Origin of the sequence: Bacillus sp. lyk4-R2A-2 (assembly GCF_030209735.1) — a bacterium.
GTDB classification, from domain to species: domain Bacteria; phylum Bacillota; class Bacilli; order Bacillales; family Bacillaceae; genus Bacillus; species Bacillus pumilus.
Window position 1 is genome coordinate 90,599 of sequence record NZ_JARVRK010000004.1, and the last position, 13,311, is coordinate 103,909.

The 13,311-nt window shown below is 41.0% G+C and carries 11 protein-coding genes and 1 pseudogene; 10 read left to right on the forward strand and 2 right to left on the reverse strand.

The features are described 5' to 3' along the window. Positions 1 to 18 precede the first annotated feature (18 nt). The 5 genes from QRN39_RS03195 (at position 19) to QRN39_RS03215 (ending at position 5,912) form a co-directional block, all read left to right on the forward strand. Positions 19 to 1,152: a DUF445 domain-containing protein gene (locus tag QRN39_RS03195; protein WP_050945402.1), complete on the forward strand. Its 1,134-nt coding sequence runs from the start codon at positions 19 to 21 to the stop codon at positions 1,150 to 1,152. Positions 1,153 to 1,273: 121 nt separating this feature from the next. Further along, positions 1,274 to 1,630 carry a YlbF/YmcA family competence regulator gene (locus QRN39_RS03200; RefSeq protein ID WP_003211109.1) on the forward strand — a complete coding sequence of 119 codons (357 nt, stop codon included), beginning with the start codon at positions 1,274 to 1,276 and terminating at the stop codon, positions 1,628 to 1,630. 451 nt (positions 1,631 to 2,081) lie between these two features. Continuing rightward, complete coding sequence (locus QRN39_RS03205; RefSeq protein ID WP_050945401.1) at positions 2,082 to 2,948, forward strand: Cof-type HAD-IIB family hydrolase; 867 nt, start codon at positions 2,082 to 2,084, stop codon at positions 2,946 to 2,948. Between the two features lie 114 nt (positions 2,949 to 3,062). Next, positions 3,063 to 4,562: a coproporphyrinogen III oxidase gene (locus QRN39_RS03210; protein WP_226804870.1), complete on the forward strand. Its 1,500-nt coding sequence runs from the start codon at positions 3,063 to 3,065 to the stop codon at positions 4,560 to 4,562. Positions 4,563 to 4,637: 75 nt separating this feature from the next. Further along, positions 4,638 to 5,912: a lysine N(6)-hydroxylase/L-ornithine N(5)-oxygenase family protein gene (locus QRN39_RS03215; protein ID WP_106029913.1), complete on the forward strand. Its 1,275-nt coding sequence runs from the start codon at positions 4,638 to 4,640 to the stop codon at positions 5,910 to 5,912. Here the strand turns inward: QRN39_RS03215 and QRN39_RS03220 are convergent. Then, positions 5,897 to 6,121: pseudogene (locus QRN39_RS03220) on the reverse strand (hypothetical protein); the annotation flags it as partial. The gene QRN39_RS03215 and the pseudogene QRN39_RS03220 overlap by 16 nt on opposite strands. Before the next feature lie 602 nt (positions 6,122 to 6,723). Here QRN39_RS03220 and QRN39_RS03225 point away from each other — a divergent pair. Beyond that, a complete protein-coding gene (locus QRN39_RS03225; RefSeq protein ID WP_137054839.1) occupies positions 6,724 to 7,497 on the forward strand; it encodes an enoyl-CoA hydratase in 774 nt (257 codons plus the stop codon). A 31-nt stretch (positions 7,498 to 7,528) separates the two neighbouring features. Here the strand turns inward: QRN39_RS03225 and QRN39_RS03230 are convergent, their stop codons facing one another. Continuing rightward, positions 7,529 to 7,717, reverse strand: coding sequence for a YhzD family protein (locus QRN39_RS03230; RefSeq protein ID WP_003210963.1), 189 nt, complete (start codon positions 7,715 to 7,717; stop codon positions 7,529 to 7,531). A 172-nt stretch (positions 7,718 to 7,889) separates the two neighbouring features. Between QRN39_RS03230 and QRN39_RS03235 the strand changes: the two genes are divergently transcribed. The 4 genes from QRN39_RS03235 (at position 7,890) to QRN39_RS03250 (ending at position 13,262) form a co-directional block, all read left to right on the forward strand. Then, a complete protein-coding gene (locus QRN39_RS03235) occupies positions 7,890 to 9,104 on the forward strand; it encodes a metallophosphoesterase family protein (RefSeq protein ID WP_284906196.1) in 1,215 nt (404 codons plus the stop codon). 16 nt (positions 9,105 to 9,120) lie between these two features. Continuing rightward, complete coding sequence (locus QRN39_RS03240; protein ID WP_284906197.1) at positions 9,121 to 11,910, forward strand: ATP-binding protein; 2,790 nt, start codon at positions 9,121 to 9,123, stop codon at positions 11,908 to 11,910. Between the two features lie 62 nt (positions 11,911 to 11,972). Further along, positions 11,973 to 12,917 (forward strand): 3'-5' exoribonuclease YhaM, encoded by a 945-nt coding sequence (gene yhaM, locus QRN39_RS03245; RefSeq protein WP_003211952.1) that lies wholly within the window; start codon positions 11,973 to 11,975, stop codon positions 12,915 to 12,917. A gap of 114 nt (positions 12,918 to 13,031) precedes the next feature. Next, entirely contained in the window at positions 13,032 to 13,262 is a 231-nt protein-coding gene (locus QRN39_RS03250) for a sporulation YhaL family protein (RefSeq protein WP_003211592.1), read from the forward strand. The last annotated feature ends 49 nt before the right edge of the window (positions 13,263 to 13,311 follow it).

Consider the following 13,311-nt stretch of genomic DNA (forward strand, 5'->3'; position numbering starts at 1 on the left):
GAAAGGTTGATGACGACTTTGAATATATTCACAACGTTTATCTTTATGATTGTGATAGGCGCAGTCATTGGAGCAGCAACAAACCATCTTGCGATTAAAATGCTTTTTCGCCCTTATAAGCCGTATTACTTATTCGGGAAACAGCTTCCTTTTACACCAGGGCTCATTCCGAAAAGAAGAGACGAAGTAGCCAAGCAGGTTGGTGTCATGGTGATGGAGCATTTGCTCACGCCAGAAGGTATTCAAAAGCGATTTGAATCATCGGAGGCAAAGCAAGAAATCTTACATACAGTCCATCGATATATTGACAAAGGCGCTGAAATGGAGATAACAGTGCTATCTTTGCTTGAAAGCTTCGGCGTATCACAGGCTGACGTCAAAGCAGATGAATGGATCCATGAGTGGTCTGATCATAAGCTCAATTCACTACTTGAAAATTATAATGAGCAAACTTTATCTGAATTGCTTCCGCTAGATGTGGAAAACAAAATATCTTCAAAAATTCCAGATGCAGCAGATTATATTTTAAAGAGAGGGATTCATTATTTTGAAAGTGAGGAAGGAAAATCAAGACTCGGTAATATGATTGATGATTTCTTAAAAGAAAGAGGAATGCTCGGCAGTATGGTCCAAATGTTTCTAGGAAATTCAAGCTTAATTGATCGGGTACATCCTGAAATCATCAAATTTTTAAGAAACGCAGAGACAAAAAGGTTTTTATCAGATTTGCTTGTTCAAGAATGGGACAAGGTGAAGCAGTTCTCTCTACATGAGCTTGATGAAAGATGGAATGTGAAGGAACTTATGTTTAGCGTGAAAAACCAATTGCTTTCTCATTTCTCAACAAAGCTGATATTAGACAAACCAGTTGGTGCATATGTCAGTGCTGTAGCGGATGATCTTAAAACACACGTTGCACCAGTACTGATTCAAAAGGGGATCAGTGCGGCATCAAATGTTTTAGAGGATCTGCTTGCAAAGCTGCAATTTGAAGACATCATTCGTGAACAAATTGAACTTTTCCCGCTAGAAAAAATGGAAGAGCTTGTCGTCAGTATTTCCAATAAGGAGCTCAAGATGATTACATTCTTAGGCGGTCTTTTAGGCGGATTGATCGGCGCAATCCAAGCAATCTTTGTCACGCTATTTTAAGACAGACTAGAGAAATTTTGATGAATTCATTGTATATATGTGAAACGAAAGCCATAGTTTGTTATAGTGGAGTGGTGTCCGCCGATCATATCGGTGATAACGGATAGAAAGGAGACATAACATGTCTGTAAATGTTTATGATGTTGCATATGACCTTGAAAAAGCACTGCGTCATAGCGAAGAATATTCAACTTTAAAAAATCTTTATGATGAGGTAAACGCGGATGAATCCTCTAAAAGAATGTTCGATAACTTCCGTGACATTCAAGTAAACCTTCAACAAAAACAAATGACTGGTCAAGAGATCACACAAGAAGAAGTGGAGCAAGCTCAGAAAACAGTGGCACTTGTTCAACAGCACGATAAAATCTCGCAGTTGATGGAAGCAGAACAACGTGTGAGTGTTCTCATCGGAGAATTAAATAAAGTGATCATGAAGCCTCTTGAAGAGCTTTATGGGAATCCAGAAGAAAATTAATGAAAAGGGCGATGATATTCGCCCTTTTTTTATTTCACATGTTCCCTGTCCAACTTTTCAAAAAAAGGTTGTCGAAGCTCATAAATTTTGCGATAATACTTATATTGAAAGTGCTTTCAAATGAGCGCTCTCATGGGACAATTGGGTGCGTTTCACTTGGGATTTATGGCGATTAGCCAAACGAGAGAGAAGCGCTTCTGGGAGAAACACAAAGCATAAGGGGATCTGATATAAGCAATGCTTTGGTGTGTGAAAGATAAGGGGATCATGGGGAGCTTCATCACCTCATTGTGACGCATCCAAACCATACATAAAAAAAAGCCTAGGGGTAGGCTTTTTTTATTTGCAAAAGATTCATAACACATAGGGCTCTTTCAACTGCATGTTCTAAAGCACCAAGCTAGGGCATATCCTCATCGTAAGTACAGTCATCAAGAAGGGGGATGCCTCAGTGTCAAAAAAATTACTTGCACTCAATATAGATGGAACGTTACTTCGTTCCAATGGAAAAATCCATTCCGCTACAAAAGAAGCTGTGGAATACGTGAAGAAAAAAGGGGTTTACGTGACGCTTGTCACCAACCGGCATTTTCGTTCCGCACAAAAAATTGCCAAGGCGTTGAAGATTCCAACGTCAACCCTTGTAACGCATAGTGGTGCATTTATCGCGAATAAACTCGATGAGCCGCTTCATGTGAAGAAACTAACGGAAGAAAAAACATTTAATCTTGTACAAATTCTTGAAAGCTTTGATTGTAATGTTCGCTTGCTGCATGAAAAATTCTCGATTGGCAACCGGAAAAAAACGCAGTCACAGCTGATGGGAAAGACGTTGATTCATCCATCTGATCCAATTTTCTATCCCGTGCAATTTGTTGAATCGCTAAGTGATATGCTGATGGATGAACCGGTCAGTACGCCAGTGATTGAAGTATATTCAACGGCAGAGCTGCAGCCTGAAATTCACCGAACCATTCAACAAGCTTTTCCATCTGTCGATCTTATTCGGATCAGTGATGAGAAAATGAATATTGTATGCAAAGGCGTATCGAAAGAAGCGGGGCTTTCTCTTTTGACCTCAGCATTAGATTTGACTTTAGAAGATACGGTGGTCATTGGGCAGGGAACAGATGACATCGCAATGCTTGAATTGGCTGGTTTAGGCGTTGCGATGGGAAATGCACCTCATTCTGTTAAGCGTAAAGCCGATTGGGTGACACGTTCGCACGATGAACAGGGAGTCGCTTATATGATCAAAGAATACTTTAGAATGCAGCAAAGAGAAGGATTCTTACATCAATTCGATATTAAACGATAATATAGACGAAGACCCTGTCAATCAAGAAATGGCAGGGTCTTCAACTGTTCCAGTCATTGCTTTTCCTACATAGATTTTGTAAAATGAAACAAGTTTGAAGATAAAGGTGATATGATGCGAATTTTAATTAAAGGGCTGTCAGATGAACGATTTCATCGCCCGCTTGTCAATATAGCCAATTTATTTGAAGAAGATAGTGAAGTGCTGTTTGATCCAGATGAATTGCATGATGGACTAGTCATGGAGTTTAGCTGGAAAGAAGAAAATGGAACGGTGGAGGCATCTGGTCACATCGCTGGATTAGACATCACTAGTCGTTTTTCGCGAGACGTCCCAGAGGGCTTGAATGACAAGGAGCGCTGGAAGCAAATCAAAAACACAGTGCTGTCTGTTTATTTACATCTGCTTCAGGAGCACACAGGAATGACGCAAAAGTGGGGTATTCTCACAGGGATACGTCCTACAAAATTACTTCATAAGATGCTGAGAGAAGGTATGACAAAGGAAGATGCGCATGCCGCGTTAAAGCGTGATTATTTGATTCATGATGAAAAAATCAATTTGATGCAGGAGATTGTTGACCGTCAGCTTCAAGCGATTCCTGACCTGTATGACCTTCAGCAGGAAGTAAGTATTTATATTGGTATTCCTTTCTGCCCAACAAAATGCGCTTATTGCACGTTTCCTGCTTATGCGATTAAAGGACAAGCTGGAAGAGTGGGAACGTTTTTGTTTGGTCTGCATTATGAGATGCAAAAAATTGGTACTTGGCTAAAAGAACATGGGATCAAAGTGACGACTGTTTATTTTGGCGGAGGTACGCCGACGAGTATCACTGCAGAAGAAATGGATTTGCTGTATGAAGAAATGTATCGCTCGTTCCCTGATGTGAAACATATACGGGAAGTGACTGTCGAAGCAGGACGTCCTGATACGATTTCGCCTGATAAGCTAGAGGTGCTAAACCGATATCATATTGACCGGATTAGTATCAATCCACAATCGTATGAGAATGAAACACTGAAAGCCATTGGCCGGCACCATAGTGTAGAAGAAACGATTGAAAAGTATCACTTATCAAGACAGTATGGCATGAATAATATTAATATGGACTTAATTATTGGTTTGCCGGGAGAAGGGCTAAAGGAATTCCAGCATTCCTTGCAACAGACTGAAGAACTTAAGCCTGAATCGTTAACTGTGCATACACTCTCCTTTAAAAGAGCGTCTGAGATGACGCGCAATAAGGACAAATATCAAGTAGCTGACCGAGAAGAGATCACACGTATGATGGATGAAGCGGTCGCTTGGACGAAAGCACATGACTATCATCCTTATTATTTATATAGACAAAAAAACATCTTAGGAAACCTTGAAAATGTCGGGTATTCATTAGATGGACAGGAAAGTTTGTATAATATCATTATTATGGAAGAAGTGCAGACAATCATTGGGATTGGATGCGGTGCTGCTAGTAAGTTTATTGATCCACGTTCAGGAAAAATTACGCAATATGCCAATCCAAAAGATCCAAAATCATATAATGACCGTTATGAACACTATACTGAAGAGAAAATTCAGTTTCTTGAGTCATTATTTGTTCCTCATGTTTAAACACTGCGGTGACGCAGTGTTTTTTTCATTTGTAAAAGGGTATATAAGTGATAAAAAGTTAAAGCAGGTGTACATATGATTGATGTGATCGGAATTGGGATTGGGCCTGCCAATTTAGGTTTGGCGGCTTTGTTAGCGGAGTATGAAGATGTTTCATGCTGTTTTTTTGAACAGGAGACTGAATTTGCCTGGCATCCTGGTATGCTGATCAAAGGAACGGATTTACAAGTCTCCTTTTTAGCTGATCTTGTGACGATGGCGAATCCAAGGAGCAGATATACATTTTTAAATTATTTACATGAATCAAATAGACTTCACCGGTTCTATACATTTGAACAGTTTGACATTCCGCGAAGAGAATTCAATGAGTATTTGTCATGGGTCGCAGGTGAATTAGATAGCTGTCAATTTGGCATGAAGGTAGAGGAAGTGACGGACTGCCAAGGTGGTTATCTTGTGAAAATCCGGCGATTGAAGGATGGATCGCTTTCTGAGTATCAGGCAAAGCATGTCGTGCTCGGAACAGGGAGCAAACCGATGATTCCTGTCGATGTGCCTGCTGCTGCACTGCCATATGTGACCCATAGCAGCCGGTATTTAGAACAACAGAAAGAACTTCATGAAGCTGAGGCGGTGACGGTCATTGGCTCTGGGCAGAGTGCAGCCGAAATCTTCTTAGACCTGCTTCAGCATCAGAAGAAAGGGCAGCAGCTATCTTGGTTTACGCGATCTAGTGAATTTAGAGAGCTGGAGACGGCTGAGCTTGGTCAGGAGCTGTTTACACCAAAGTACGTTGAATATTTCCATTCGCTTCCTTATGAAGAACGAATGAACACATTACCTAGGCTGACTGGATTAAGAAATGGGATAGATGCATCGACACTCTCACGCATTTATCAGGAATTGTATCATCGGTCTGTTTCAGGCGAAGAGCCATCTGTGATTATTCAGCCAATGACCGAGCTTGAAGCCATACAGGTGGAGGAGAATCAGTCCCTGAAGCTACACCTAAAGCAGTGGCAGTTAAAGAAAAAAAAGAATATAACAGTAGATCGTGCCGTATTGGCTACAGGGTATACACCGAATATCCCGGCATGGTTTAGTGCGTATGAACCTTTAATTGAATGGGAAAGTGAAGAGCATTTTAAAGTGACAGAAGACTTCAGGCTTGTGTTCAAAGACAAGCGTCCGCATCATTTCTTTACATTCACGCACCTAGATCACTCTCATGGAACAGCGGCGACCAATTTAAAACTATCCATCTACCGCAACCAGAAAGTGATTCAAACCATTCGCGGGGTCAAAGAAGCGCCAGTTAAGCAAGAAACAGCCTTTCAGCAATTTGAATAAGAGATAAAAAGGACCTCAAGCATAAGGCCCTTTTTCATTAGATTCGTTTCTTTTTTCACTTTTGACTTTTCTGTTTGCCATTTGAACACTTTGTTCAGAATTTGATAAATTCGCTTAGATTCCTTCGTCACTAGTGGACCTAATATCGCAAGGATTAAGACGTACAATGCAGCAAATGGCTTTAAGGTAGCGGCAAGTCCGCCCGCAATACTCCCAGGAAGATCATTTTCTTTCATATTCATTTTATCCCTCCAAATATGATAGGTTGTGATTTTCATATCGTAATACGGATGAAATAAAATGAATCAGTATGGATCATTTGATTGACACATAATGGGGATCGCACACTTTATTTTCAAAAAACGTAGATCAATCGATAACGCAGCTGATGGAGCAGGCTTTAGAGGGAAAACCTTTGAATCAGCCAGTGATAATCTGTCCTTTAATAGAATAGAAGAGGCATATTTTTTGAAAATAGAGGTGTTTTCACAGCGTGTATTTCTTCATCGGAGATGGATGGAGAAATAAGACTAGGTGTGCTCGTTTCTGCTTGTGTAGCAAAAACGACATTTGAAAAAGGAGAAAACATGACGATGAAACTAACCAATATGAATAGGGAAAGCCTTATCAGCCATCCTCCCCCTTTCATCACCAACTTCTTTCCTCATTTACTATATAAAAATATATTTTTTGTTTCAACAATTATGCTTATTTTGGTATCAACTGATCTTGAAATTTTTTACGCAGAGGAAAAGGGATTATTCGGGTTGAAATGGAAGTAAGTTGTGTGTTTAAAAGAAAAGGGGGATGCATGATGACATATATCAATTGTCAGCTAGACGGGGATATTTTTGAAATCGTTTTCAACAGACCAGATGCTTACAATTCATTTCATGTGGACATGTTTGCTGAATTCAAAGAGGCATGTGATGCGGCGGAGGAAAGTAGTGCAAAAGTCGTTGTGATCAAGGGTGTGGGAAAAGGATTTTCAGCAGGCGGAGATATTGGCATGATGCTTAAGCAGGAAAGTGAAGAAGATTTCCATCGTGTGATGGATCTGATCGAGGGGATTACGCTTTCTCTTGCCGGTATGAAAAAAGTGACGATTGCTCTTGTCCACGGGTCAGCGGCAGGCCTTGCTTTTAGCTTTGCTTTAAGCTGTGACTACTTGTTTATGCATCATGATGCAAAGCTCGCCATGAATTTTAATGGAGTAGGCTTAATACCAGATGGCGGAGGACACTTTTTCCTTACAAAAAGAGTCAGTGAACAAACCGCGAAACAATTGATTTGGAGCGGACAAAAGCTTCCTGCTGAAGAAGCGCTAAAGCTGGGCCTTGCAGACGGCGTGTTTCAAGAGGAAGTCGATGCGTATCAAAAGGTATGTGTGAAGCCGTTTATGAACATGCCGCTTCAAGCATTTATCGAGACAAAGCTAATCTATTTCCAGCAGTCAGAATCACAGCTATTAGCCGTTCTTCAAAAGGAGAGGGCAGCACAGGCAAGGCTGAGGCAAAGCCATGATCATAAGGAAGGCATTCAGGCCTTTTTAGAAAAAAGACGACCTGTGTTCCAGAATGTATAAACGGATGTGATGCCGGCGAATGCCGGCTTTTTTAACGTTCAAATAAAAGTAGCTTGCCTGCATCATCAACGAGCCGATGAGAATGCTTCGTGTATTGCTGTTCGATTAAGCGATGGCGACCTAATTCCTTTGCCTTTTCATCACTATCCGTTGTGATTTTTTCATTTAATAAAGTCTCACCCGATGGGTCAAATACAGTTAAAAAGTATGTCTTCTCCATTCCTCATCTTCCTTTCCTCTACTTGTCTATGTAATTAAACAAGGAATAAGATAAAACCTCTTTTTTAGCCCTTAAAAATGTGTTTTTTAGAATGAGAGTGATAGAACGTGCATTCGCAAAAATGGCATGATAAAATATGGACAATGACAGTATCGGACAAGGAGATAGACGTTTGACTAAGCTCACCTTTATTCATGCCGCAGATTTACATTTAGACAGTCCATTTGCAGGAATGTCGAATATCCCTAGCTTACCCTTTAAGCGGCTCAAAGAAAGTACATTTCAAAGTGCGAAGAATATGTTTGATCTCGCCATTGCTCGAGCAGTAGACTTTGTGCTGCTGAGTGGAGATTTATTTGACGAATCCAACCGTAGCCTGAAAGCACAGCTGTTTTTAAGAAATCAGTTTCTAAGACTGCAAACTCAAGGGATTGAAGTCTTTATTATTTATGGTAATCATGATCATTTAGGCGGTGAATGGACACCGATTGAGTGGCCTGAGAATGTGCACGTTTTTTCAACCAGTACCCCAAGTGAGCAATCCTACTATAGAGGAGATCAGCTTGTAGCAAGTATTTATGGATTTAGCTACAAGGAGCGTGCTGTCTATGAAAATATGACCTCACATTACGTCAAAACGACAGATGCTGCCTTTCACATTGCGATGCTTCACGGTACATTAGCTGGACAAGAAGGTCATGACGCGTATGCACCTTTTCAGCTTGAGCAGCTCGTTTCCCGAGATTTCGATTATTGGGCGCTTGGACATATACATAAGAGAGCCCTTCTGCATGAAGACCCGTTGATTATTTACCCTGGTAACATGCAGGGCAGACATATAAAAGAAACAGGAGAGAAAGGCTGTTACGTTGTTCAACTCTCCAAGGATTCTGCGACAGCGGAATTTATGAGCTGTGCAGATGTGATGTTTGAGACACTTGCAATAGACATCACAGAGACGGTTCATATGACGGATCTTGTGATACTTGTGGATAACAAAATCAGTGAACTGAAAAAGGATGGCGTCCCTCATTTTGTGAAAATTGAATTGACGGGTGAGGCTCCTCCTTACTTTGAGCATACGCAGCTTGAGTTGCTTGAGGAGCTCATGACCGTTCTTCATGAACAGGAAGAAGATGAAGATGTATTCGTTTGGGTGATCTCGATTGATTGCCGAACAAATGAGGATGTCGCCCATCCAGAAGATTCTTTTTTAAAGGAACTCACTGCTGAAATTTCACAGTTTGAGGCATATGAAGAGCTTCTATCACCGATCAAGCGTCACCCAACCTATAGAAAGTCAGGCAAAACTCTCACAAAAGAGGATGAAGTGGATATAAAAGAAGAAGCACAAAGGCTGCTGACAGAACAGCTAAAGCAATTATGAGAAAAGGAGAGGCACAATGAAAATACGTTCACTCCATATCGCCCATTTCGGGAAATTTTCAAATCAGACCTTTCACTTTTCTGATGACGGTTTTCAGCTAGTTTACGGCCTGAATGAATCGGGGAAAACGACATTGAAAACGTTTATTGAATCGATGTTATTTGGTTTTCCGAAAAACAAGATGTACAAGACGAAACAGGGTTCTTTTTATGGCGGTTCCCTCACTTGCCAAGATGACGAGTTAGGCGTTATTCACATTGAGAGAACATCCGACCGCGGTGGTCAAGCACAGGTGTTTTTACCGAATGGTGAAGTGAAAGACGAAGCTTTTCTACAGACACTTTTAAAGGGAACGGATCGCAGATTATATCAATCAATCTATTCATTTGATGTGTTCGGACTGCAAAATGTCCAAGCCTTAAATCAGGATCAGATAGGCGAATTTCTACTTTTCTCAAGTTTATTTGGCTCAGATGCAGCCACCAAGATGGATAGCAGGCTGCTAAAGCAGCAGGAGCAGCTGTTTAAACCAAATGGCCGCAAGCCTGAATTAAACCAGCAGCTTGATCATTTAAAAGAGCTAACAGGTCAACTGAAACAAGCGAGATTGATAGAAGGTAGCTACACCGAAAAGAAACGGGAGCAATCTGAATTAACGGAGACGATCGAAAAGCTTCAAAATGAAATGAAGCAAGCAGAAGAACAGCTTCAGAAACTGACTGAATCCATTCAAGTGTATCCCATGATTGAGAAAAAAGTGGACTTGAAAAAGGAATTAGCTCGCTATCCAGACCGGGTCAAGCGTTTTAGAGTAGAAACAGAGCATGAGCTGGATAAACTAGAATCACATCTTCACCCGAAAAAGGCTCAATTGACTGCACTGAAACAGAAGTTAGATCATTTGCAAACCTCACTCGTACAAGTTCAACCGCTCTATGACAAAGATACCTTAATGGAGATGAAACGAGTTGTAGATGAAGCATCTAATGCTGAGCTTGTGAAAAAGCGCATAGCAGGGTGTCGAGCAAACTGTGATTCATTGAAACAAAAAATCGACGAAGCGGTAGCAAAGCTAAAGTGGGAGCGCCCGATAAAGCTCGAACAAATCGACGATTCGCTTGAATTTGAGTGGGAATTAAAGGAGACTGTCACTCAATACGTCCGTCTCATGGACAGAAAGGCGCAGTTAGATGAACGATTTGATCACGCAAGACATGAGCTGGACGAAGCAGAAGCCGCTTTAAAGGGATTAAAGGAACAGCAAGTGAGACTGCACGGAACAGAAGATGATGCGAAGGGGACAAGAACGAAAAAGAAACGGGTTTATTCCCTGACGTCATTATTCCGAGGCTTGATCGCATTTGATGTGGTGTTTCTGTGTGTTCTATTCTTTTTAACAGAGTGGTGGATCACGCTCTTGTTTGCGGGATTTTCTGTTTTTCTCTTTTTTGTCATTTACTCATTCAGTCAAATGCGCCCTATGAAACAAAGAAGCGGCGAAGACGCCTTAGATTCCTTTCAAGTGCAGGCAGCTTCAGCTGAAACACTTATGAGGCAGAAGGAGCTTCTGTACGAAAGAATCATCCGGCAATATGAAGACTGGGAGCTAGAGCTAGAGCCTGTCCAGCAGCAAGTAGAGGAAAAGAAGAGACAGCTTGGCTTGTCGTCTGAGCTTTCTTTCCTAGTAGAGGCCTTCCATATTCTAAAACAATTAAAAATGAATACAGCGGCATATGAGGAGCTTCAGCGTGAAATAGATGTGCTCTCCGATCAGCAATCGATTTATGAGCGCAAGGTTTCAGCGTTAAGCAGTCTCCTTCAAAATAAGGAAGGAACTATTCAGGAGAATATTTCAGCCTTTCAAGAGATATTGAAAGATGAGGCGAAAAGAGAAAAAGAACGCCAGTCATTACATGTATCCATTCAACATGCGATGCAGCAGTTCTCGACACTAGAAGGTGAAATTCAATATTACGAAAAACAAACTGACGAGCTTTTTCGTCAAGTAGAAGCAGAGTCCAAAGAAGATTACCAAGTGCTTTCTCATCTATCGAAAGAATACCGGAAACGGCTTTCTGAGCTGCAGCAGCTGAATCAAGAGCTTCATAGAAGCGGTTGTTTTGATGAGGAAGAATGGATTGTTCATAAAGGACTATCTCTCCTTGAGGAGGAGTGTGCAGAAGCAAAGCAGCACCTTCATGACGTTCAATTGAATGCGGAGAATATGGAAAAGCGTTTAGCAGAACTAGCGGTGGAAATCCGGCAAATAGAAGCTTCTGGAACAGTGTCTGATTTGACTCATCAGCTTGTCGCAGAGCAGGAGCATGCGAAGCACCTTGCAAAAAAATGGGCGGCCATTCAGCTTGTCCGCTCTGTCATACGAGAAAAATTGAATGAGCATAAAGAAACAAGGCTGCCTGCATTGCTTCAAACAGCCTCTAGTTTTATTCAACCGTTAACAAATGATCGTTATGAAGCGATTTTATTTTCACCTGAAGATGACTTGCTCATGGTGAAAAGAATGGATGGACGAATATTCCGTCCTGAGGAGCTTTCACAGGCAACGTGTGAACAGATCTATCTGGCGATTCGTTTTGCGCTTGCTTTGTCTCATCAGCAAGATTGTCAGCTTCCGTTTATGATGGATGACAGCTTTGTTCATTTCGATCACGTTCGTCTAGGCAGAGTGCTGGAGATGATGGACGAGCTCACACGTTTTGAAACACAGCTGTTTTATTTCACCTGTCATGAGCATATGAAGCAAGCAGCAGAAGATGGACAGGTTACGAGTTTAGTTGTTGAATGATTGACAAATAATGACTTATGTTATACTTATATGAGCAGAAACATGGAAGGAGCTTTTATTGAATGGCTAAAGGGATCATGACCTATGATGTCGGCGAACAAGTTGACCTGCATTTATTAATTAAATCATCTACTAAAGGGATTGCGAGTAATGGCAAACCATTTTTAACGTTAATTCTTCAAGATCAAAGTGGAGATATTGAGGCGAAACTATGGGATGCGAAGCAGAATGATGAACAAACCTATGCCGCACAAACCATTGTGAAGGTAGTAGGCGATATTCATCATTATCGCGGGAGGAATCAGCTGAAACTTAGGAATATACGCCCTGTTGCTGAAAATGAGCAAATTCGAATCGATGATTTTCTCGAAACAGCTCCTATTCCAAAACATGATATGATGGATACGATTATGCAATATATCTTTGATATGAAAAACCCTAATATACAGCGTGTCACAAGACATTTGCTGAAAAAATATGGACAGGAATTCGCTGACTATCCAGCAGCGACAAAAAACCATCACGAATTTGTCTCTGGTCTTGCTTATCACGTGGTGTCTATGTTGCATTTGGCTAAATCAATTGTGGATCTATATCCATCACTAGATCGAGATCTTTTATATTCAGGCATCATTCTTCATGATTTAGGAAAAGTCAAAGAGCTTTCAGGCCCAGTCTCAACCACCTATACTGTGGAAGGCAATTTAATTGGTCATATTTCGATTATGGTGACAGAAATTGCGAAAGCTGCTGAAGAGCTTGGCATTGATTCAGAAGAAATTCTGATTCTACAGCACTTAGTACTAAGTCATCACGGCAAAGGAGAGTGGGGCAGCCCGAAACCACCAATGGTGAAGGAAGCCGAAATTCTCCACTATATTGATAATTTAGATGCGAAGATGAATATGATGGATCGTGCGCTTGAGCATGTGAAGCCAGGAGAATATACAGAACGTATTTTTGCGCTAGAGAATCGTTCATTTTATAAACCAACCTTTCACGAATAACCATGTCAAAACGTCCGCTTATGTGGGCGTTTTTTTCATAACTTGTCTTCTTCTCGCATAAGCATGTAACACAAAGGAAGAGAGCTGTTCTGAAAAAAAGGAGGCGATGAAAAAATGTTGTTTTTTCCATGGTGGGTGTATGCATGTATCATTGGCATTATTTTCTGTGCGTATAAATTAATGACAACGGCCAAAGAGGAGCAAGAGATTGATCAATCCTTTATTGAAAAGGAAGGAGAAATTTTTATCGAGCGAATGGAGCAAGAAAGAGAGCGCAGACGACAGGGACAGCAAATGAAAAGATCCCAAGATACGGCGGCACAAGAAGATCACTCGATTGCTTAATCAGGTGATATAAAAATCCCTCTGCCCGATCACGGCAGAGGGATTTTTT